Below are 21,101 nucleotides of genomic sequence, written 5' to 3' on the forward strand. Positions count from 1 at the left end.
CACCATCGCGAGCAAGCTCGCTCCTACAGTGGTTTTGTGATTTTCAGTTATTGCGCGGTGTACGGCCGGACACGAAGTGGCTCACATCATTGAACCCCGGTGTCGACGCATGCCCCGGCGTCACCAGCGAATCGATGAACGCCTCATCCTCGGCCGTGATCTTCACCGCTTGCGCCTTAGTGTAGGCGTCCCACTGCGCTTCGGTACGCGGCCCGACAATGGCCGAGGTCACGGCGCTGTTGTTCAGCACCCAGGCAATCGCGAACTCGACGATGCCGACGCCGCGTTCCTGGGTGTATTGCTGGATTTGCTGGGCGATACGCAGGGATTCGACGCGCCATTCTGTTTCCAGGATGCGTTTATCCTGACGTCCGGCACGGCTGTCAGCGTCCGGTTTCACATCAGGCGCGTATTTGCCGCTGAGCACCCCGCGCGCCAGCGGGCTGTAAGGCACCACGCCCAGACCGTAGTTTTGCGCCGCCGTGATCTGCTCGGATTCAGCCTGGCGGTTGACGATGTTGTACAGTGGCTGGCTGATCACCGGCCGGTCAACGCCAAGTTTGTCGGCCACGCGAATGACTTCGGCGATGCGCCAGCCACGGTAGTTCGACAGGCCCCAATAGCGGATTTTGCCTTGGCGAATCAAGTCGCCGATGGCCGAGATCGTGACTTCCAGCGGCGTGTTGTGGTCTTCGCGATGCAGGTAATAGATGTCGAGGTAATCGGTGCCCAGGCGCGTCAGGCTGGCATCGATGCCGTTGAACAGGTGTTTGCGGCTCAGGCCGCTGCGGTTGGGGACGCCGTCCACGGGGCCGAAGCCGACCTTGGTCGCCAGCACCCATTCATGGCGGCGGCTGGCGATGGCTTCGCCGACGATCTCTTCGGAACGGCCGTTGGTGTAGACGTCGGCGGTGTCGATGAAATTGATGCCCTGGTCCCAGGCCTTGTCGATGATTCGCAGGGAATCTTCGGCGTTGGTCTGTTCGCCGAACATCATGGTGCCCAGGGTCAGGGTGGACACTTGCAGACCCGAATGACCCAGCGTGCGGTAGCTCATGAGCAAATCCTTTTACCAGTGGGAAAGGCTCAATCAGATACCAGAACAACTGCAGGGATCAAACTGAAATATCGAACACCGCAGATCAAACTGTGGGAGCGAGCTTGCTCGCGATGGCGGTTTTACATTCAACATCTGTGTTGACTGACACTCCGTCATCGCGAGCAAGCTCGCTCCCACATTGGATTTGTGTTGATCAGGCGCGCAGCGTGCGGGTCATGCGCAACGCCAACAGACTGCCGCAGACAATCACGCCCGCCAGCAGATATAGCGCCGCATCGGTCGAACCGGTGCTGTCCTTGACCCAACCCACCAGGTACGGGCTGAGGAAGCCGGCCATCTGCCCCATCGAGTTGATCAGCGCCAGGCCGCCCGCGGCGGCGCCGGCACTGAGCAGGGCGGTCGGCACCGGCCAGAACATCGGCAGGCCGGTGAGGGCGCCCATGGTGGCGATGGTCAGGCCGAGAATCGCGATGGCCGGGTTGGCGGCGAAGTTCACCGCAATCAGCAGTCCCAGCGCGGCCATCAACATCGGCACTACCAAATGCCAGCGGCGTTCTTTGCGCAGGTCCGCCGAACGGCCGACCATCAGCATGAAAACGGCGGCCAGCAGGTACGGAATCGCGCTCAACCAACCGATTACCAGGTTGTCGCTGAAGCCCAGGTTCTTGATGATCGACGGYAACCAGAAGTTGATCGCGTAGACGCCACTCTGGATGCAGAAGTAGATCAGGCCGAAGGCCCAGATCGCCGGGTTCTTGAATACCGCCAGCAGCGAATCGGACGTGCTTTTCGGTTTGTTGGCCAGATCGATAGCGTGGTCGGCTTCCAGTACCGAACGCTCGAACGGGGTCAGCCACTTGGCGTTGGCGTAGCTGTCGCTGAGCATGAAATAAGCCAGTGCACCGAGGATCACGGTCGGAATGCCTTGCAGCAGGAACATCCACTGCCAGCCGGCCAGACCGCCCTGGCCTGCGCCGAAGTGGTTGAGAATCCAGCCGGAGAACGGACTGCCGAGCAGGCCGGATACCGGGATCGCCGACATGAACAGCGCCATGATGCGGCCACGGCGGAAGGTCGGGAACCACTGCGAGAGATACAGCACCACGCCCGGGAAGAACCCGGCTTCGGCCGCGCCGGTGAACAGGCGCAGGGTATAGAACTCGGTCGGCGTGGTGACGAACAGCAGGCAGGTCGACAGGCTTCCCCAGGTGATCATCATCAGCGCAATCCAGCGCCGCGGGCCGAATTTGGTCAGCGCCAGGTTGCTTGGCACACCGCACAGCACGTAACCGATAAAGAAAATGCCTGCGCCGAGACCGTACACGGTCTCGCTGAACTTCAGCGCGTCGAGCATCTGCAGTTTGGCAAACCCAACGTTGACCCGGTCGAGGTAGTTGAACAGGTAGCAGATGAAAATGAAGGGGATCAAACGCAGGGTGATGCGCTTGTAGACGGCGTTTTTGTCGTCAGCGATGGCGTCGGACGCTACGGCGCTCTGTGTCATGGCGGCTCTCTCTTTATTATGATTTTTTGCGATGCAAAGGGTAACGTTGATCGCCCAGAGAGTCTCGACCACCCTCAGGGTGGCTGTCTTTGTGCCTGAGCACAGGGTTTGCAACCAAGGCCTGTGCGGGTGAACAACCCGTTCCATCACCGTCTTCAAGGATCACTTGCATGTTCGAACTCGATCACGACCTGGCCCAGGACATCGTCGACCGGGCGATGGCTATCCTGCCGTACAACGTCAACGTCATGGACAGCCAGGGCTTGATCCTGGGCAGCGGCGAGCCGGAGCGGGTCAACACCCGGCATGAAGGCGCGCAACTGGTGCTGGCCAACGGTCGCGTGGTGGAGATCGATGCGCAGACGGCGATTCATCTCAAGGGCGTGCAGCCGGGCATCAACCTGCCGCTGATGCTGGACCAGCGCCTGATCGGCGTGCTGGGCATCACCGGCGAACCCGAGCAACTGCGCACCTACGCCGAGCTGGTGCGCATGACCGCCGAGATGCTGGTGGGCCAGCGTAACCAGCAGGCCGAACAGCAATGGCGGCGCCAGCGCTGCGATGATCTGCTGGCGCTGCTGCTGAGCGAAGCCGGGGATGCTCCGCGACTGGTCGATGAAGCGCAGCAGTTGGGCCTCAAGCCACAAATGACCCGGGTGCCGTACTTGTTCGAGCTCGGCCTGGAACACGCTCCAGGGCAAACCGTCGAGGCACTCAGTGCCTGGTTGACCAGCCGTCACCCCGACAGTTGGTGTGTGAGCTCGGCCAAAACTTCATTGCTCTGGTGCCGGCCGGCCAGCCAGTCGGTCGAGAACGCGCGCTTGCTGGACAAGCTCGATGGCCTTGGCTGGAACATCCTGCGTATCGCCGTGGGTGGGCAAGCCGACGGGCTGGCAGGGTTGCGCCGCTGCTATCGTCGGGTCGGTGACTTGCTGGCCTATGGACGCGAAGTGCTGCCGCGCTCCCGATTGCTGACGCTGAACCGCTATCGGCTGCCGGTGATGCTCTGGCGCCATCGCAACGACGACGCCCTCGACGAACTGCTCAACCCACTGCGCAAGGTCATTGCCAAGGACAGTAACGGTCAGTTGCTCGCGACCCTGCGCAGCTGGTGCGAACACGATGGCCAGAGCCAGGCTTGCGCCGATGCGTTGGGCATCCATCGCAACAGCCTGCGTTACCGGATGGAGCGGATTGCCGAACTGAGCGGGGTTGATCCGTTGCGCCTGGACGGCATGCTGGCGTTGTACCTTGGCGTGCAACTGCTGCCCCAGACAGACACCCATCCATGAAGAACACCACTCACCTGTGGGAGCAAGCTCGCTCCCACAGGTAACGCGTCTGCCACGGGCTTTGTGGAAATGAACAATAATCCTCATCGCCGCTTGTGCAGCGGACCGGCGTTATTGTTCAAGGCGGCTGGCAGCATGTGGAGATTGGAACTGGAGAATTCCCATGAAAATCGTGATCGCCCCCGATTCGTTCAAGGACAGCCTCAGCGCTCAAGGCGTGGCCGACGCCATTGCATTGGGATTGGCGCAAGTCTGGCCTGATGCCCAACTGATCAAATGCCCGATGGCCGACGGCGGGGAAGGGACTGTCGAGTCGACTCTTGCCGCATGTGAAGGCGAACAGCGCCGCACCGTGGTTCGCGGGCCACTGGGAACAACGGTGGATGCCGCCTGGGGCTGGTTGCCGCAGAGCCACACCGCGATCATCGAAATGGCCGAGGCCAGCGGTTTGCAGTTGGTCCCGGTGGCGCAACGGGATGCGTGCATCAGTAGCACCTTCGGTACCGGGCAATTGATCCGCGCCGCACTGGATGCCGGTGCGCAACGGGTGATCCTGGCGATTGGCGGCAGTGCGACCAATGACGGCGGTGCCGGTGCCATGCAGGCCCTGGGTGTGAAACTGCTGGACGCCCGGGGGCAGACGCTGTCACCGGGCGGCCTCGCCCTTGCGCAATTGGCCCGCGTCGACCTGAGCGACATGGATCCGCGTCTGGCGCAGGTACGCTTCGACATTGCCGCCGACGTCAACAACCCGTTGTGCGGCCCCCACGGCGCTTCGGCGATTTTCGGCCCGCAAAAAGGTGCCTCGCCGGCGCAGGTCGAGCAACTGGACCTGGCGCTGGGGCACTTTGCCGACCATTGCGCGACAGCCTTGAACAACGACGTTCGGGACGAACCGGGCAGTGGCGCGGCGGGTGGCCTGGGGTTTGCCGCCAAAGCGTTCCTGGGGGCGCAGTTCAAGGCCGGGGTCGAGGTGGTCGCCGAACTCGTGGGCCTGGCCGAGGCGGTTGCAGGTGCCGATCTGGTGATCACCGGGGAAGGGCGTTTCGATGCGCAAACCCTGCGCGGCAAGACGCCGTTTGGTGTGGCGCGTGTCGCCAGCCAGCAAGGCGTGCCGGTCATCGTCATCGCCGGCACTCTGGGCGACGGTTATCAGGCGCTCTATGAGCACGGCATCGATGCTGCGTTTGCCCTGGCGAGCGGGCCGATGACCCTGGACCAGGCCTGTGCCGAGGCGCCGCGCTTGCTGCGTGAGCGGGCGACCGATATCGCTCGCGTATGGCGGATGGCCGTTCGCAAGCACTGACTCATCCCTGTTTTGAACGCCATGGTGGCGCGCTTCGTGATTTGAGATAGGGTTGTGGCTGGGAGCACCCGCGCGACAGGAGACAGACATGCGCTATTCAGCCTTGACCCAACGAATCGCCGGTGACGGAGCGGCGGCCTGGCAGATTCACGATCGAGCGCTGCAATTGCGCGAACAGGGCGTCGATGTCCTGCTGCTGTCAATTGGCGACCCGGACTTCGATACGCCACAACCCATCGTCCAGGCGGCCATCGCCAGCCTGTTGGCCGGTGATACGCACTATCCTGAAGTGCGCGGCAGTCGGGGGCTGCGCGACAGCATTGCCCGCCGACATCGGCAACGCAGCGGTCAGCCGGTGGATAGCGAGCATGTGATCGTCTTTCCGGGCGCGCAGTGCGCGGTGTATTCGGTGGCGCAATGCCTGCTCGATCCGGGCGATGAAGTGATTGTCGCCGAACCGATGTACGTCACCTATGAAGGCGTGATCGGCGCTTGTGCGGCCACGGTGGTCCCGGTGCCAGTGCGTCCGCAGAACGGGTTTCGCGTCGACCCGGCGGATGTCGCGGCACGGATCACGCCAAAAACACGCGCCATCCTGCTCAACAGTCCGAACAATCCATCCGGCGCCAGTCTGTCGTTGCCGATCTGGCAGGAGCTGGCAGCGTTGTGCATTCGTCATGATTTGTGGCTGATCAGCGATGAGGTCTACAGCGATCTGCTGTACGAGGGCGAGCACATCAGCCCCGCGAGCCTGCCGGGCATGGCCGAACGGACGGCGACGATCAACAGCCTGTCCAAGTCCCACGCCATGAGCGGCTGGCGGGTGGGCTGGGTGATCGGGCCGAAACCCATGGCCGGGCACCTGGTCAATTTGTCGCTGAGCATGTTGTTCGGCATTCCGGATTTCGTGCAGAACGCTGCGCAATTGGCGCTGGATGAAGACTTGCCGGAAGTGGCGATGATGCGCGAAGAGTATCGCCAGCGCCGTGACCTGGTGTGCGCAAGTCTGGGCCAATGTCCGGGCCTCAGGCCGATTCGCCCGGATGGCGGGATGTTCGTGATGGTCGATGTACGCCAGACCAGGTTGTCGGCCCAGCGCTTCGCCGAGCGATTGCTGGAGGGCTATGGCGTCTCGGTGCTGGCCGGAGAAGCGTTCGGGCCGAGTGCGGCGGGGCATATCCGGATCGGGTTGGTAGTGGATCAGATGAAGCTGGCTGATGCCTGTCGGCGGATTGCTTTGTGTGCGACGAATTTGCTGGAGGCGCGGCGGGCCTGATCGCCACAGCAAAAGATCGCAGCCTGCGGCAGCTCCTACAGGATTGATGTCCATCCACAAAACTGCGGTGAACCCGGTCCATGCAGGAGCTGCCGCAGGCTGCGATCTTTTGATCTTCAGCCTTTCCAAACCCCAGGATTCACCAAGTTCACAGGCCGTTCACCCGCCAGCGCCGCCAACAGGTTGTCCACCGCGCATCTGGCCATGGCCTCCCGTGTTTCATGGGTGGCCGAGCCGATGTGCGGTGTCGCCACCACGTTGTTCAACTGCAACAACGGCGAGTCCTGATTCAATGGTTCGCGTTCGAATACGTCCAGCCCCGCCGCGCGAATCCGGCCCGCACGCAAGGCTTCAATCAGTGCTGCTTCGTCCACCACTTTACCCCGTGAAATATTGATGAAGATGGTCTCGGGACGCATCAGGGCGAACTGTTCTGCGCCAATCAGCCCTTCGGTTTGCGCGGTCAGCGGCAACGTCAGGCAAACGAAATCGGCCTGTTGCAATAGCTCCGGCAGGCTTCGATAGTGCGCATTGAACCGCTGTTCCACCGCTGGTTTCGGTGACTGGCTGTGATAAATCACCGGCATGCCAAACCCGAAATGCCCGCGCTGGGCCAGCGCCTCGCCAATGCGCCCCATGCCAATGATGCCCAGGGTTTTACCGTGCACGTCGCTGCCGAAGTGCGTGGGGCCGATGTTGCGGGTCCAATTGCCTTCGCGAATCATGTTTGCCAACTCCACTACGCGCCGGGCCGTTGCCAGGATCAGCGCGAAACCAGTGTCGGCGGTGGTTTCTGTCAATACATCCGGCGTGTTGCTGAGCAGGATGCGCCGCTCGCTCAGGTAGTCGATGTCGTAGTTATCGACACCCACCGAGACGCTGGCAATGGCTTGAAGGTTGGGTGCCAGATCGAGCAATTCGGCATCCAGTTTCAGGCTGGCACCCAGCAAACCGTGGGCGCGGGGCAGGGCATCGCGCAGTTTGCCCAGGCCCTCGGCATCAAGGCTTTCGATCAGCGTCACTTCGGCCTGCTCGTGCAGGCGAGCCATCAGCAGCGGCGAGAGTTTCTTGTACAGGACGACCTGCTTTTTCATCTTCGGGATCTCAACTTCAATTCAGGAATGTGCCGTGGCGGTGCGCGTTACTGTGGCCGTGGGCCGCTCCCGATCGCTGGCGCCGGGCTTGAGGAAAATGGTCAGCAGCACCGAGAACATCAGCGCGCCGCTCATCAACAGGTACGAGGCGCCGGGCGAGCCGGTAGAGCTGTTCAGGTAACCGACCAGATAGGAACCGCCAAAGGAACCGAGGGCGCCCATGCTGTTGATCAGCGCCATGGCGCCGCCCGCGACGTTGGCCGGGAGGATCTCCGGAATGATTGCGAAGAACGGTCCGTAAGGCGCGTACATGCAGGCGCCGGCAATCACCAGCAGGGTGTAGGACCACCAGAAGTGTTCGGCACCCAAGGCGTAGGAACCATAGAAGGCAATCGAGGCAATCAGCAGTGGCGGCCAGACGAAACGTTTACGTTTTTGCAGCTTGTCCGAACCCCAGGACACCAGCAGCATGCCGATCACCGCCGCCAGGTACGGCAGCGCCGACAGCCAGCCGGCCTGAATCATGTCCATCTGCGCGCCGGCCTTGAGGATCGATGGCAGCCACAACACGAAACCGTACACGCCAATGCTCCAGCAGAAAAACTGCAGGGCCAGGATGATCACTTTGGGTGAGCGGAACGCTTCGGCGTAGTTCTTCACGGCCTTGATGCCGACCTGTTCGGCGGCCAGTGCGCTTTCCAGGTCCTGTTTTTCCTGATCGTTGAGCCACTTGGCTTGTGATGGACGATCATCGGCCAGGCGCCACCAGATGAATGCCCACAACACCGCTGGCAAACCTTCGACGATGAACATCCAACGCCAGCTGTAGTGTTGCACCAGATAGCCCGAGACCACCGACATCCAGAGCATGGTCACCGGGTTGCCGAGGATCAGGAAGGTGTTGGCCCGCGAGCGTTCGGCGCGGGTGAACCAGTGGCACAGGTAGATCAGCATCGCCGGCATCACTGCCGCTTCGACCACGCCGAGCATGAAGCGGATGACGATCAGCCAGTAGGCGTTGGAGACGATCCCGGTCAACGTCGCCAGGCCGCCCCAGAGGATCAGGCTGACGAAAATCAGCTTCTTCACGCTGTGTTTCTGCGCGTAGATCGCGCCGGGTACCTGGAAGAAAAAGTAGCCGAGGAAGAACAGCGCGCCGAGCATCGACGACAGGCCTGGTGTGATCATCAGGTCCGCCGCCATGCCGGACGCGGCGGCGAACCCATAGTTGGCGCGATCCAGATACGCCAGGCTATAGGTGATGAACACGATGGGCATGATGTACCACCAGCGGCGGGTGGCGAGCGTTGCGGTTTTCATGGTGGTGCTCCTGAGCTTGTTGTTTTTGTCGCAGCAGGTAACGGTTTGAATCTTCAGTGACTGTGCTGGCCTCATCGCGAGCAGGCTCGCTCCTACGTTGGATCTACGTTCGACACAAATCCTCTGTAGGAGCGAGCTTGCTCGCGATGGCGGCCTCAAATTCGCTGACCATTTCGGATCGGATCGGCAACCCCTCCATATCCCCCCGGCTCTGCACCGCACGGCTGCCAATCCAGTTGGCGCGTTGCACGGCCTCGACAACGCTTTGGTTTTCCAACAGCGCGCTGATCATGCCGACGGCAAACCCATCGCCGGCACCCACCGTATCGACCACAGTTTCCACCGGCACCCCAGCCACGAAACCTTGATCAAATTGTGTGCGGTAGTAAGCACCGTGCGGGCCAAGTTTGATCGCCACGGCTTCGGCGCCTTGGTCAAGGTAGAAGGAGGCGATGTCGGCCGGATCTTCGAAACCGGTCAGCAAGCGACCTTCGCTCAACCCCGGCAGCACCCAATGGGCGAGGGCAGCGAGGCGGTTGATCTCGGTGATCATTTGTTGCTCGCTGGCCCACAGGCTCGGGCGCAGGTTCGGGTCGAAGGACACACTGCACCCGGCCTCGCGCATACGGGTCATCAATTCGAACGACATCTGCCGCGCCGACTCCGACAGCGCCGGGGGAATGCCGGTGGCGTGCAGGTGTCGGGCCTTGAGCAATTGGGGCACGATCGAGTGCGGCGACAGGTGACTGGCCGCCGAACCACGGCGGAAGTACTCGACCACCGGATCGCTGCCATCGTCAGTGCGGGACTTGAGTTGAAAACCGGTCGGGTGGGCGGTGTCGATATCGACGTGGCGGCAATCCAGGCCTTCTTTTTCCAGGGTGTCGACCACGAACCGGCCCAGCGAGTCGGCACCGACACGGCTCAGCCATGCCACGTTGAAGCCCAGTCGGGAAAGGCCAATGGCGACATTGCTGTCAGCCCCGGCAATGCGTTTGTGAAAAGCGCCGACGCTGGCCAGATCACCCGCCTGCTCGGCGACGAACATCGCCATGGTCTCGCCGAAGGACAGAATATCGATCTCAGACATGAGCACTCTCCAGCTGCGATTGGCCGAGGTGGGCGAGGGCAGCGACGTGCTCGGTGGTCAGTTGCACCAGGTCATCGCCTTGCAGCGGATATTCCGCGGCCCGCATAACGCCCTGGGCCATGTGCTGCAGCAGGTGTTCCCACTGTTGCAAGTCACTGACGGCGGGCGCGATGGCCACCAGTTTGCCGTCGGCACGACGCGTGACCGCTTTGCAGTGCACATAACCGACGTGACGACCGAGCAACCGCGCGGCGCTGGCGGCGGACTGGTCCTGCCAGTGCCAATTGCCGATATCGAAGGTCATTTTGATCGGCAGCTCGTGCTGCTCGACGTCCGCGAAAAAACGCTGGAAGGGTTCAATGCGGCCGCCGTGCAGGGTCTGGTCGTTTTCCACCAGCAACTGCACGGCGCTCTCGCCCAGCACCCGGGCGAGGGTTTGCAGATCGCTGTTGTCGGTGAAATAGCCCAACGACACTTTCAGCCATTTGGCGCCGAACGCCTGGGCGCGTTGCAGGGCCGTGATCAGTTCGGGGTTGGGCCTGGATTGCCCGGCCAGCCATAGCTCCATTGGTGATGAATACACGCTCTGCAGGCCTTCTGCTTGAGTGGCATCGGCCAGTTGAGCGGGGTCCTCGATGGTCAGTAATTCTTCACGCCACTCAATGCGCGTGGCGCCGGCGGCGGCGAGAATCTCGATGAAGCTGCCCTGGCCGCGTTGACGCACAAGGTCGGCACCGTAGCTGGAAAGGCTGATGGAAACGGCTGGTCTGTTCATTGTTTTTGTACCTCTGAAACCGGTTTCATTTTTGTTCAAAAAAAATGGCTGTGAATTTGTGCTGTTCTTCGGGGCCCCTTCGCGGGCAAGCCCGCTCCTACAGTAGATTTGTGAATACAGGCCCATTGTAGGAGCGAGCCTGCTCGCGATGGCGCCGGAACATTCAACGAAAATTTCCAAGGGTCGACCCTCTAACAACCAGCCGCGCCGAAAAATCCAGCGTCCGCACCGCCCCGTCATCCCCGCGCAGCCGCTTGAGCAGACACTCAAACGCGCTGGCGCCCATCTCGGTGGTCGGCTGAGCGAGGGCGGTAATGCCGCTGCCCACCAACGGGTACCAATCCAGGTCATCGAGGGCGATCAACCCCACATCATCGAACAGGTTGCACTGGAGTTCACGCAACGCATGGGTGCTGGCCAGCGCCGCGATCCCGTTGGCGCAGAACAGCGCTTTCGGGCCGGGGCCAGGCGTGTCGAGGAAGGTTTTCAGTTGGGCGGTCAGTTCGCTGCCGGTTTCGATGTGCGTGCCGCGAAGCGCCGGGCGTTGCTCTATTTGCGCCTTGAAGCTGGTGACCCGCTCGATTCGCGAACTGGTGCCGTCGAACGGCTCGGTGACCAGCAACACATCGCGATAACCGCGCTCTTGAAGATGGGCGAGGGCCATCTCGACCGCCGCAGGGTTGTTCAGCCCGACCATATCGCTTTCGAGGTGCTCGACCTTGCGATCCACCAGTACCAGGGGCATTTCCCGGTGCAGTTCGTGCAATTGATCACGGTGATGACCGAGGGTGTTCACGATCAGGCCTTCGATGTTGTACGAGCGCAGCAGGGCCAGGTGCTGGCGCTCCTGCTCGTCGTCGCGGTCGGTGTTGCACACCACCAGGCTATAGCCGTGCTGACGGCAGGCGGTTTCCACCCCGTGCATCACGGCAATTGAATAAGGGTTGCGGATGTCGGCCACCAGCATGCCGATCAGGCGGGTGCGCCCGCGTTTCAGGCCGCGGGCCATCTGGTTCGGGCGATAGCCGAGTTCGGCAATTGCCTGTTCGATGCGCTGGGCAATGGCATCGGAGAGCAGAGCGCGATCATCGCCAATGAACCGCGAAACGCTGGCCTTGGAGACCTTGGCGTGTTCGGCCACGTCGAGCATGGTCACGCGGCTGCGCTGGGCGGCGGAGAAATCATTCACGGTCTGAAACCTTCTTATTGGATTTATAAGGTCGAGTGCTTCGTGAGATCGCACTGAAACCGGTTTCAGAAGACACCAAAAGTTAATTCGCCGTCAAGCCCCGGATGGTTTTTTGTCGAACAATCACCGACAAGTGGCGCTCAGGCCAACACGCTCAACCACGCAGAACCCAGCAATAACAGGCCCATGCAGCGATTGAAGCGTTGCATGGCACGGGGTGAGCGCAACCAGCGGCTTGAACCGGCACCGAGCAGCGCCCAGACCGCGAGGCATGGCAGGGAAACCAGAAAAAACACCAGCGACAAATACATCACTTGCACGGCGTGATGATCGCCAGCCCCGGCAAATACACTGACCACCGCCAGCGCCATCATCCAGGTTTTCGGGTTGATCAGTTGCAGGCTGGCGGCCCCCCTCCATCCGAGGCGCGCCTGGCTATGGCTGGCGGCAATGGCCGTTGTCGGGGCGCTGTAAATCTGCCAGGCCAGATAGCTCAGCCACGCCACACCGGCCCATTGCATGACGTTTTGCACCACGGGCCACGCAGTCAATGATGACCCGACCCCCGTACCCACCAGCCACACCAGGGTCGCCGCGCTGGCACAGGCGCCGACGATGATCGGCACAGCCGCGACCCACCCGTATCGAGCGCTGTTGCTCAGCACCAGAATATTGGTCGGGCCGGGGGTGATCGAGGCTACGAAGGCAAACAGCAGGAAAGGCAACAAAGTCGGGAACGAGGGCAGCATCGCGGGTTAACTCCGGTGAAGATCAGTGAAGTCGATCTTCACAATCCCGGGCTTATCTGTCTGGAAGATTTGAGCAGCGCTTGCGGTACAGCGCCGGCGTCAGGCCGTAGGCGCGCATGAACCAGCGCCCCAGATGGCTCTGATCGGCAAAGCCCAGCGCCATTGCCACCGCCGCCGGTTGTTCGCCACGGGCCAGCAGGCGGCGGGCGGTGGCCAGGCGCAGTTGCACCAGATACGCGTGGGGCGCCATGCCATAGGCAGCCTTGAACGCGCGGGTCAGGCGGAAGCGGTCGACGCCTGTGACAGCGGCCAGTTGATCGAGGCCGATGTCGTATTGCGCGTTGGCATGCAGGTATTCCCGGGCTTTCTGTGCCACTCGCGGCAGACGCGGGTCCTGGCCATCGCGGGCGCGCCAGTGCAAATGGCTGGTCAGGCGTTCGAGCAAACCGTCGAGGGCGGACTGGCGGACGATCTTCAGTTCACCGCGATGCAGGGTTTCAAACGCCAGGCTGGTGGCCTGGGCCAGGCGCGCATCGCTGGCCAGGGTGGCGGCGAAGCTCAGCTGGTTGTTGTCGGGGGCATGGTCGAACACGGCGCTGAGTTCGCGCTGCAACCACTGCGGGTCGAGGTACAACATGCGGTAGGTGAATCCGTCCGCGGTCGGCGCTTCACCATCATGGATATCGCCGGGCTCGAGCAAAAACACCTTGCCCGGCGTGCTCTGGTGCCTGGCCCGTCTGCAATTGAATTGCTGGACCCCTTGCTCGGTGACGCCCACCAGATAGCTGTCATGCCAGTGCGGATCATAGGCGTGACCTTCGAAATGCGCGCGCAGGGTCTCGATGCCGGTGTCGGCATCCTGGGCCAGATCGAGCCAGTTGTGAGAAGTCATGCTGCACCTGCACGGCGGATTGACCGACCCATTTAACGCTCGCGCCGTGGGTGATGACTAGAACGTTTGTGCAGCTTTCAGTTGAACAGCCCGGCGGCGATGTTGATCGAGAACCCGAGAATGGCCGTGTTGAACAGAAACCCGATCAGCGACTGCGCGAGCACGATCTTGCGCAAGTCACGGGTGGCCACCCCGACATCCGAGGTTTGTACCGCGACGCCGACGGTGAACGAGAAGTACAGGAAGTCCCAGTAATTGGGCGTCGTCAGGCCTTCAGCAAAACGCAGCGCCGGCTCTTTGCCTTCCCAGGTGTAAAACAGGCGCGCGTAGTGCACGCTGAAAATCACCCCGATCAGCAGCCACGAACCGATCACCGTCAGCGCTGTGAAGCCGTAATGCAGGAGCTTTCGGGTGGTTTCCAGGTCTTTGCTGCCGGCCAGTTCGAAGGTGATGGTCGCCAGGCTGGCCAGTGCCGCAATGCATACCACCAACAGCACCAGCCCGGCGTTTTCGTCTTCGATCTCGGCAATGCGCTTCACATCCGCCGCTTTGGAGCGCACAACGAGCCAGGACATCAGGAACAGGTAGGTCCAGACGCCGGCATTCCAGCCGAAGAGGATCTTGCTGATCAGCGAATCGGCCGGAACCAGAATGCCCACCGCGATGCCCAGCAGGATGGCGGCGGAGAGGCGAGGATGGGTGCGCGCGAGGAAGATCATGGAGGCTCGACGGGTTGGGGCTTTGCCAACACCTTAGCCCAGGTGACCCCAATCTTGAAATCACCGAGCCCCCCCTGTGGGAGCGAGCTTGCTCGCGATAGCGGACTGACAGTCAACACAGTCATCGACTGACAAGGCGCCATCGCGAGCAAGCTCGCTCCCACAGGGGCTGGTGTTGGGTCAGGTGTTTTTATGTCGCTTGCGCACCAACTTCATCACCACCACAAAAAACACCGGCACGAACACCACGGCCAGGGTCGCCGTGATCATCCCGCCGATCACCCCGGTGCCGATGGCTTGCTGGCTCGCCGAACTGGCGCCGGTAGCCAACGCCAGCGGCACCACGCCAAGAATGAACGCCAGTGAGGTCATGACAATCGGCCGCAACCGCAGGCGTGCCGCTTGCAGGGTTGCATCGATCAGGTCGTGGCCTTCGTCGTACAGGCTCTTGGCGAACTCGATGATCAGGATCGCGTTCTTTGCCGACAGGCCGATGATGGTGATCAGCCCGACCTTGAAGAACACATCGTTGGGCATCCCGCGCAAGGTTACCGCGAGCACCGCGCCGAGCACACCCAGCGGCACCACCAGCAGCACCGAGGTCGGGATCGACCAGCTCTCGTACAACGCCGCCAGGCACAGGAACACGATCAACAGCGACAGCCCAAGCAGGATCGGTGCCTGGCTGCCGGACAACCGTTCCTGCAACGACAACCCGGTCCATTCCTGGCCCAGGCCCGCCGGACCTTGCGCCACCAGCCGCTCGATCTCGGCCATGGCCTCACCGGTGCTGTGGCCCGGGGTCGGTTCACCGGAAATGCTGATCGCCGGGTAGCCGTTGTAGCGGGTCAACTGCGCCGGGCCCTGAGTCCACTTGGCCTGCACGAAGGCCGACAACGGCACCATTTTTTCGTGGGTGTTACGCACGTGAATCTTCAGCAGGTCAGCCACCTGACTGCGCTGGTCGCCCTCGGCCTGCACCACGACGCGCTGCATCCGCCCCTGATTGGGAAAGTCGTTGATGTAGGCCGAGCCCACGGCCGTGGACAGCACGTTGCCGACGTCGGCAAAGGACACACCCAGCGCGTTGGCCTGCTTGCGGTCGACGATCAGTTGCACCTGCGGTGCCTCGGCCAGGGCGCTTTCGCGCACGTTCATCAGAATCGGGCTTTTTTCGGCCGCCGCGAGTAGGTCGGTGCGAGCCTTCATCAACTTCTCATGACCGAGGCCGCCGCGATCCTGCAGGCGAAATTCGAATCCGCTGGATGTACCCAGGCCATCCACGGGCGGTGGCAGTACGGCAAATGTCACCGCGTCCTTGATCTGGCTGAGGGCAACGTTGGCCCGGTCGGCAATCGAGCTGGCCGAATCGTCGCTGCCACGCTCGGACCAGTCTTTGAGCGTGCTGAACGCCAGCGCCGCATTTTGCCCGCTGCCGGAGAAGCTGAATCCGAGAATCACCACGCTGTCACGAATGCCCTGTTCCCCGGCGTTGTGCGCTTCAACCTGTTCGGCCACCTGTACCGTGCGGTTCTTGCTCGCGCCCGGTGGCAACTGGATGTCGGTGATGGTGTAACCCTGGTCTTCCACCGGCAGGAACGAGGAGGGCAAGCGACTGAAGGCCAAGCCCAGACCGATCAGCAGCACGCCGTAGATCAGCAGGTAGCGCCCGGTGCGTTTCAACGCGTAGGCCACCCAGCCCTGATAGCGTTCGGTCAGTTGCTCGAAGCGGCGGTTGAACCAGCCAAAGAAGCCGGTCTTTTCGTGGTGTTCGCCTTTGGCAATCGGCTTGAGCAACGTCGCGCACAGGGCCGGGGTCAAGGTCAGGGCGAGGAACGCCGAGAACAGGATGGACGTGGCCATCGACAGCGAGAACTGCTGGTAGATCACTCCGACCGAGCCCTGCATGAACGCCATCGGAATGAACACCGCGACCAGCACCAGGGTGATGCCGATGATGGCCCCGGTGATCTGCCGCATGGCCTTGCGCGTGGCTTCCTTGGGTGACAAGCCCTCGGTGGCCATGATCCGCTCGACGTTCTCCACCACCACGATGGCATCGTCCACCAGAATGCCGATGGCCAGCACCATGCCGAACATGGTCAGCACGTTGATCGAAAATCCAAGCGCCAGCATCGTTGCAAAGGTGCCCATCAGCGCCACCGGCACTACCAACGTCGGAATCAGTGTGTAGCGGATGTTTTGCAGGAACAGGAACATCACCGCGAACACCAGCAACATCGCCTCGCCGAGGGTGTAGACGACCTTGGTGATCGAGACTTTGACGAAGGGCGAGGTGTCGTATGGGATCTTGTATTCGACGTTCGCCGGGAAGTAGCGCGACAGCTCATCCATCTTCGCCCGCACCAGGGTCGCGGTGTTCAGGGCGTTGGCACCGGGCGACAACTGCACGGCGACGGCGGTGGACGGCTTGCCGTTCAGGCGCGTGGAAAACTGATATTCCTGGCTACCGATCTCGACCCGCGCCACATCGCTGATGCGCACGGTCGAGCCGTCCGCATTGGCCTTGAGGACGATGTCGGCAAACTCTTCGGGGGTCGACAACTGACCCTTGACCAGAATGGTTGCGGTGATTTCCTGGGTGGTGCGGGTCGGCAGATCGCCGATGCTGCCTGCCGACACCTGGGCGTTTTGCGCGACGATGGCGGTGTTGACGTCCGCCGGTGTCAGGTTGAAGGCGAGCAGTTTCTGCGGGTCGATCCAGATCCGCATCGCCCGTTCGGCGCCGTACAGCTGCGCCTTGCCGACGCCGTCCAGACGCTTGACCTCGTTCATCACGTTGCGCGCCAGGTAATCGCTGAGCGCCACGTCGTCGAGTTTGCCGTCGCTGGAGGTGAGGGTGATCAACAGCAGGAAACCGGAGGAGACTTTCTCCACCTGCAAACCTTGCTGGATCACCGCTTGTGGCAGGCGTGACTCCACGGCTTTCAGGCGGTTCTGCACATCGACCTGAGCCAGTTCCGGGTTGGTGCCCGGCTGGAAGGTGGCCTTGATGGTCGCGCTGCCGAGGCTGCTCTGGGATTCGAAATACAGCAGGTGATCGGCGCCGTTGAGCTCTTCCTCGATCAGGCTGACCACGCTCTCGTCCACGGTTTGCGCCGAAGCGCCCGGGTACACCGCGTAGATTTCGATTTGTGGCGGCGCGACATCGGGGTATTGCGCCACCGGCAGTTGTGGAATGGCCAGCGCACCGGCCAGCAGGATGAACAGGGCAACCACCCAGGCGAACACCGGGCGGTCGATAAAGAACTGCGGCATAAAAAAGCGTCCTGCTTACTGACCAGTCACCTGGGCAAGTGGAAGAGGGGTGTCGTCGATCTGCACTTTCTCGCCGACGCGGGCGTGCTGCAGGCCCTCGATGACGATGCGGTCGCCTGCTTTCAGGCCGCTGGTGACGATCCAGCGATCGTTCTGCACGGCGCCCAGTTCGACCGGTTGCTGGCCGACCCGCTGTTCGCCGTCGAGCAGCAGCACCTGGGCGATGCCGGCGCTGTCGCGCTGGATGGCCCGTTGCGGCACGCTGATGCCCTGCCGGTTGACCGCTTGTTCCAGGCGCACGCGCACGAAACTGCCCGGCAGCAAGTCAAGGTCGGGGTTGGGGAACTCACTGCGCAGAATGATCTGGCCGGTGCCCGGGTCGACGCTGATGTCGCTGAACAGCATTTTGCCCGGCAGCGGGTAGAGGCTGCCGTCATCCTGAATCAGCGTGGCCTTGGCCTGGTCCTGGCCGACCTGCTGCAACTGGCCGGAACGGAAGGCGCGGCGCAGCTCGTTGAGTTCACGGGTGGACTGGGTCAGGTCGGCGTGAATCGGGTTCAATTGCTGAATCAGCGCCAGCGGCGTGGTTTCGTTCTGCCCGACCAGCGCGCCTTCGGTGACCAGTGCGCGACCGATACGCCCGGAAATCGGCGCCGTGACTGTGGCATAACCGAGGTTCAACCGGGCGCGCTCCACCGCCGCCTTGTTGGCGGCGACGTCGGCGGCGGTCTGCCGTGCGTTGGCCCGGGCGTTGTCGTAGTCCTGACCGCTGATGGCCTTGTCGTCGATCAACTGGGCGTAGCGCTGTTCCTGCAATCTGGCCTGGAACGCGTTGGCCTCGGCCTTGCGCAACGCCGCTTCGGCGCTGTCCAGGTCAGCCTTGAATGGCGCCGGGTCGATGCGGAACAACACATCGCCATGTTTCACGTCACTGCCTTCACGGAAGGTCCGCTGCAGGACCACGCCGGCCACGCGGGCACGCACTTCGGCCATGCGCGGCGCAGCAATCCGTCCGCTCAGTTCACTGCTGATGGTCAGTGGCCGCGCTTCGATGGTCTCGATGCGAACCGTGGCCAGCGGCGCCTGTTCCTCGGCATTCGTGGACTTGTCACACGCACCCAGTGTCAACGCCAGAGCAATCAGACTGAGCCTGGCAAGCAGATTCTTTGACATGTAATACCCCAATAAAGACTCCCAGCATCCTACTGGGCGACGGCGAGGGTAGCGGTGAAGCTTTGTTGGTGCTGTGTGAAATTGTGTAAGGGTTTTACTCAGGTGTGCGTGAGGGCGTATATCCTTCAGTCCTTGATTTCTATTGCGCCAGATAGATTGCTATCGCGAGCAAGCTCGCTCCCACAGGGATTTGATGTGAACACAAATGTTGTGAACACCACCGGCCACTGTGGGAGCGAGCTTGCTCGCGATGGCGGCGTATCTGGCGCCAAAGCACTTTCTGGAAACACCCAATGCCCAACATCCTCCTGGTCGAAGACGACACCGCCCTCGCCGAACTGATTGCCAGCTACCTGGAGCGCAACGGTTATTCCGTCAGCGTGATCGGCCGTGGTGACCATGTGCGCGAACGTGCGCGGCTCAATCCGCCGGACCTGGTGATCCTCGACCTGATGCTGCCTGGCCTTGACGGCTTGCAAGTCTGTCGCCTGCTGCGCGCCGATTCGGCGACCCTGCCGATCCTGATGCTCACCGCCCGCGACGACAGCCACGACCAGGTCCTGGGCCTGGAAATGGGTGCCGACGACTACGTCACCAAACCCTGTGAGCCGCGGGTGCTGCTGGCCCGGGTGCGAACCTTGTTGCGCCGCAGCAGCCTCAGCGAGCCGCAGACCGCCAATGACCGCATTCTGATGGGCAACCTGTGCATCGATTTGTCCGAACGCACCGTGACCTGGCGCGAGCAATTGGTGGACCTGTCCAGCGGTGAGTACAACCTGCTGGTGGTGCTGGCCCGGCATGCCGGTGAGGTGTTGAGTCGCGACCAGATCCTGCAACGCCTGCGCGGCATCGAGTTCAACGGCACCGACCGTTCGGTGGACGTAGCGATTTCCAAGTTGCGGCGCAAATTCGACGACCACGCCGGCGAGGCGCGCAAGATCAAGACCGTGTGGGGCAAGGGGTACTTGTTCAGCCGTTCCGAATGGGAATGCTGAGCCGATGTTCAGAATCCTCTTTCGTTTGTACCTGGTGACCATCGTTTCATTCAGTGCGGCGATCTATCTGGTGCCGGATCTGGTGGTCAAGGTGTTCCACGAGCGCTTTGTCACCTACAACCTCGATTACTCCCGCGGGTTGCAAACGCTGATCGTCAAACAGTTTCACGCAGCACCGGCCGAGCAGTGGACAGCCCTGGCGGCTGAAATGGACAAGGACTTCAATCCACTGCACATCGTGCTCAGTGGCAATGACGACAGCAGCCTGACGCCTGATGAACAGCAGCGCTTGCGCCGCGGCGAGAACGTCGTGCGCGTCGGAGACTGGGGCTGGCGCACGCTGGCGGTCGCACCGCTGAATGAGCGCACCGTGGTGCAAATGGTCGTGCCACCCGATCCGCTGGACGTCAACCTGTTGTACTGGAGCATCAACGTGCTGATCGGCGCGACCATGCTCGCGTGTCTGTTGCTGTGGCTGCGCCCGCACTGGCGTGATCTGGAACGCCTCAAGGGCGCGGCCGAACGCTTTGGCAAGGGCCACTTGAGCGAGCGCACGCAAATTTCCCCGAGTTCCAACATCGGCAGCCTGGCCAGCGTTTTCGACACCATGGCCGGCGACATCGAGAACCTGCTCAACCAGCAGCGGGACTTGCTCAATGCGGTGTCCCACGAGTTGCGCACCCCACTGACGCGCCTGGATTTCGGCCTGGCGCTGGCGCTGTCCGACGACTTGCCGGCGGCCAGTCGCGAGCGCCTGCAAAGCCTGGTGGCGCACATTCGGGAACTCGATGAATTGGTGCTGGAGTTGCTGTCCTACAGTCGCCTGCAAAACCCGGCGCAACTGCCGGAGCAGGTCGAGGTGTCGCTGGATGAGTTCATCGACAGCATCCTTGGTAGCGTCGATGAAGAGCTGGAATCCCCGGAAATCGTCATCGACGTGCTGCTGCACGGCCAGCTCGAACGCTTCAGCCTTGACCCGCGCCTGACCGCCCGTGCCCTGCAAAACCTGCTGCGCAACGCCATGCGCTATTGCGAAAAACGAATCCAGATCGGTGTGCAGGTGTATGCCGGCGGCTGTGAGATCTGGGTCGACGATGACGGCATCGGCATTCCGGATGACGAGCGTGAGCGGATCTTCGAGCCGTTCTACCGCCTCGACCGCAGCCGCGACCGCGCCACTGGCGGATTTGGTCTGGGGCTGGCGATCAGCCGCCGCGCACTGGAGGCGCAGGGTGGCACGCTGACGGTGGAAGCCTCGCCGCTGGGTGGGGCGCGCTTTCGCTTGTGGTTGCCGACTTCGGCTTGATTACGACGAGCGGCAGCTTCTTCTGTCAGTTTTGACAGTAGCAAGACGCTGCGCTTGCGCGTTTCATTGGTCTGCGACCTCA

17 protein-coding genes are annotated in these 21,101 nt (G+C 62.1%); 5 read left to right on the top strand and 12 right to left on the bottom strand.

Annotated features, from left to right (window positions below; all coding sequences use genetic code 11):
• Positions 1-43: 43 nt before the first annotated feature.
• Together AC1DXW_RS26130 and AC1DXW_RS26135 are read right to left on the bottom strand one after the other, a co-directional pair.
• On the bottom strand, positions 44-1,057 hold the full coding sequence (locus AC1DXW_RS26130; protein ID WP_477760641.1) for an aldo/keto reductase: 1,014 nt from the start codon (positions 1,055-1,057) through the stop codon (positions 44-46).
• A 196-nt stretch (positions 1,058-1,253) separates the two neighbouring features.
• The gene (locus tag AC1DXW_RS26135; protein WP_477760642.1) at positions 1,254-2,564 is read right to left on the bottom strand and encodes an MFS transporter; all 1,311 of its coding nucleotides are present in this window, start codon (positions 2,562-2,564) and stop codon (positions 1,254-1,256) included.
• 170 nt (positions 2,565-2,734) lie between these two features.
• Between AC1DXW_RS26135 and AC1DXW_RS26140 the strand changes: the two genes are divergently transcribed.
• From AC1DXW_RS26140 to AC1DXW_RS26150, 3 genes are all read left to right on the top strand, one after another.
• Positions 2,735-3,856, top strand: a complete 1,122-nt coding sequence (locus AC1DXW_RS26140; RefSeq protein WP_477755888.1) for a sugar diacid recognition domain-containing protein — start codon at positions 2,735-2,737, stop codon at positions 3,854-3,856.
• Positions 3,857-4,019: 163 nt separating this feature from the next.
• Positions 4,020-5,162: a glycerate kinase gene (locus AC1DXW_RS26145; protein ID WP_477755889.1), complete on the top strand. Its 1,143-nt coding sequence runs from the start codon at positions 4,020-4,022 to the stop codon at positions 5,160-5,162.
• Positions 5,163-5,250: 88 nt separating this feature from the next.
• On the top strand, positions 5,251-6,438 hold the full coding sequence (locus AC1DXW_RS26150; protein WP_477755890.1) for a pyridoxal phosphate-dependent aminotransferase: 1,188 nt from the start codon (positions 5,251-5,253) through the stop codon (positions 6,436-6,438).
• A 116-nt stretch (positions 6,439-6,554) separates the two neighbouring features.
• Here the strand turns inward: AC1DXW_RS26150 and AC1DXW_RS26155 are convergent, their stop codons facing one another.
• The 10 genes from AC1DXW_RS26155 to AC1DXW_RS26200 all read right to left on the bottom strand — a co-directional run bounded on the left by AC1DXW_RS26155 (position 6,555) and on the right by AC1DXW_RS26200 (position 18,718).
• Complete coding sequence (locus tag AC1DXW_RS26155; RefSeq protein ID WP_477760643.1) at positions 6,555-7,532, bottom strand: 2-hydroxyacid dehydrogenase; 978 nt, start codon at positions 7,530-7,532, stop codon at positions 6,555-6,557.
• 21 nt (positions 7,533-7,553) lie between these two features.
• Positions 7,554-8,852 (bottom strand): MFS transporter, encoded by a 1,299-nt coding sequence (locus AC1DXW_RS26160; protein WP_477754674.1) that lies wholly within the window; start codon positions 8,850-8,852, stop codon positions 7,554-7,556.
• Positions 8,853-8,955: 103 nt separating this feature from the next.
• Positions 8,956-9,942: a sugar kinase gene (locus tag AC1DXW_RS26165; RefSeq protein WP_477754675.1), complete on the bottom strand. Its 987-nt coding sequence runs from the start codon at positions 9,940-9,942 to the stop codon at positions 8,956-8,958.
• On the bottom strand, positions 9,935-10,717 hold the full coding sequence (locus tag AC1DXW_RS26170) for a sugar phosphate isomerase/epimerase family protein (RefSeq protein WP_477754676.1): 783 nt from the start codon (positions 10,715-10,717) through the stop codon (positions 9,935-9,937). Before AC1DXW_RS26170 ends, AC1DXW_RS26165 begins: the two co-directional genes overlap by 8 nt.
• Before the next feature lie 163 nt (positions 10,718-10,880).
• On the bottom strand, positions 10,881-11,906 hold the full coding sequence (locus tag AC1DXW_RS26175; protein WP_477754677.1) for a LacI family DNA-binding transcriptional regulator: 1,026 nt from the start codon (positions 11,904-11,906) through the stop codon (positions 10,881-10,883).
• 140 nt (positions 11,907-12,046) lie between these two features.
• On the bottom strand, positions 12,047-12,655 hold the full coding sequence (locus AC1DXW_RS26180; protein WP_477754678.1) for a LysE family translocator: 609 nt from the start codon (positions 12,653-12,655) through the stop codon (positions 12,047-12,049).
• Positions 12,656-12,707: 52 nt separating this feature from the next.
• Positions 12,708-13,547, bottom strand: coding sequence for an AraC family transcriptional regulator (locus tag AC1DXW_RS26185; protein WP_477754679.1), 840 nt, complete (start codon positions 13,545-13,547; stop codon positions 12,708-12,710).
• A gap of 77 nt (positions 13,548-13,624) precedes the next feature.
• Positions 13,625-14,266, bottom strand: a complete 642-nt coding sequence (locus tag AC1DXW_RS26190; RefSeq protein WP_477754680.1) for a DUF1345 domain-containing protein — start codon at positions 14,264-14,266, stop codon at positions 13,625-13,627.
• 180 nt (positions 14,267-14,446) lie between these two features.
• Positions 14,447-17,545: a multidrug efflux RND transporter permease subunit gene (locus tag AC1DXW_RS26195; RefSeq protein ID WP_477754681.1), complete on the bottom strand. Its 3,099-nt coding sequence runs from the start codon at positions 17,543-17,545 to the stop codon at positions 14,447-14,449.
• Positions 17,546-17,560: 15 nt separating this feature from the next.
• Entirely contained in the window at positions 17,561-18,718 is a 1,158-nt protein-coding gene (locus AC1DXW_RS26200; protein ID WP_477754682.1) for an efflux RND transporter periplasmic adaptor subunit, read from the bottom strand.
• Between the two features lie 293 nt (positions 18,719-19,011).
• On the opposite strand from AC1DXW_RS26200, the gene AC1DXW_RS26205 reads away from it, so the two are divergent.
• Both AC1DXW_RS26205 and AC1DXW_RS26210 read left to right on the top strand, forming a co-directional pair.
• Complete coding sequence (locus tag AC1DXW_RS26205; RefSeq protein WP_007970971.1) at positions 19,012-19,713, top strand: response regulator; 702 nt, start codon at positions 19,012-19,014, stop codon at positions 19,711-19,713.
• A gap of 4 nt (positions 19,714-19,717) precedes the next feature.
• Entirely contained in the window at positions 19,718-21,019 is a 1,302-nt protein-coding gene (locus AC1DXW_RS26210; RefSeq protein WP_477754684.1) for an ATP-binding protein, read from the top strand.
• Positions 21,020-21,101: the final 82 nt, after the last annotated feature.

The organism is Pseudomonas sp. P4_C4 (genome assembly GCF_056402055.1).

Bases quoted from the DNA above. Each gene is read 5' to 3' on its own strand.
- AC1DXW_RS26165 (WP_477754675.1), bottom strand. From the start codon at position 9,942: ATGTCTGAGATCGATATTCTGTCCTTCGGCGAGACCATGGCGATGTTC.
- AC1DXW_RS26205 (WP_007970971.1), top strand. From the start codon at position 19,012: ATGCCCAACATCCTCCTGGTCGAAGACGACACCGCCCTCGCCGAACTG.
- AC1DXW_RS26190 (WP_477754680.1), bottom strand. From the start codon at position 14,266: ATGATCTTCCTCGCGCGCACCCATCCTCGCCTCTCCGCCGCCATCCTG.
- AC1DXW_RS26160 (WP_477754674.1), bottom strand. From the start codon at position 8,852: ATGAAAACCGCAACGCTCGCCACCCGCCGCTGGTGGTACATCATGCCC.
- AC1DXW_RS26140 (WP_477755888.1), top strand. From the start codon at position 2,735: ATGTTCGAACTCGATCACGACCTGGCCCAGGACATCGTCGACCGGGCG.
- AC1DXW_RS26210 (WP_477754684.1), top strand. From the start codon at position 19,718: ATGTTCAGAATCCTCTTTCGTTTGTACCTGGTGACCATCGTTTCATTC.
- AC1DXW_RS26185 (WP_477754679.1), bottom strand. From the start codon at position 13,547: ATGACTTCTCACAACTGGCTCGATCTGGCCCAGGATGCCGACACCGGC.
- AC1DXW_RS26170 (WP_477754676.1), bottom strand. From the start codon at position 10,717: ATGAACAGACCAGCCGTTTCCATCAGCCTTTCCAGCTACGGTGCCGAC.
- AC1DXW_RS26195 (WP_477754681.1), bottom strand. From the start codon at position 17,545: ATGCCGCAGTTCTTTATCGACCGCCCGGTGTTCGCCTGGGTGGTTGCC.
- AC1DXW_RS26155 (WP_477760643.1), bottom strand. From the start codon at position 7,532: ATGAAAAAGCAGGTCGTCCTGTACAAGAAACTCTCGCCGCTGCTGATG.
- AC1DXW_RS26145 (WP_477755889.1), top strand. From the start codon at position 4,020: ATGAAAATCGTGATCGCCCCCGATTCGTTCAAGGACAGCCTCAGCGCT.
- AC1DXW_RS26150 (WP_477755890.1), top strand. From the start codon at position 5,251: ATGCGCTATTCAGCCTTGACCCAACGAATCGCCGGTGACGGAGCGGCG.
- AC1DXW_RS26130 (WP_477760641.1), bottom strand. From the start codon at position 1,057: ATGAGCTACCGCACGCTGGGTCATTCGGGTCTGCAAGTGTCCACCCTG.
- AC1DXW_RS26180 (WP_477754678.1), bottom strand. From the start codon at position 12,655: ATGCTGCCCTCGTTCCCGACTTTGTTGCCTTTCCTGCTGTTTGCCTTC.
- AC1DXW_RS26200 (WP_477754682.1), bottom strand. From the start codon at position 18,718: ATGTCAAAGAATCTGCTTGCCAGGCTCAGTCTGATTGCTCTGGCGTTG.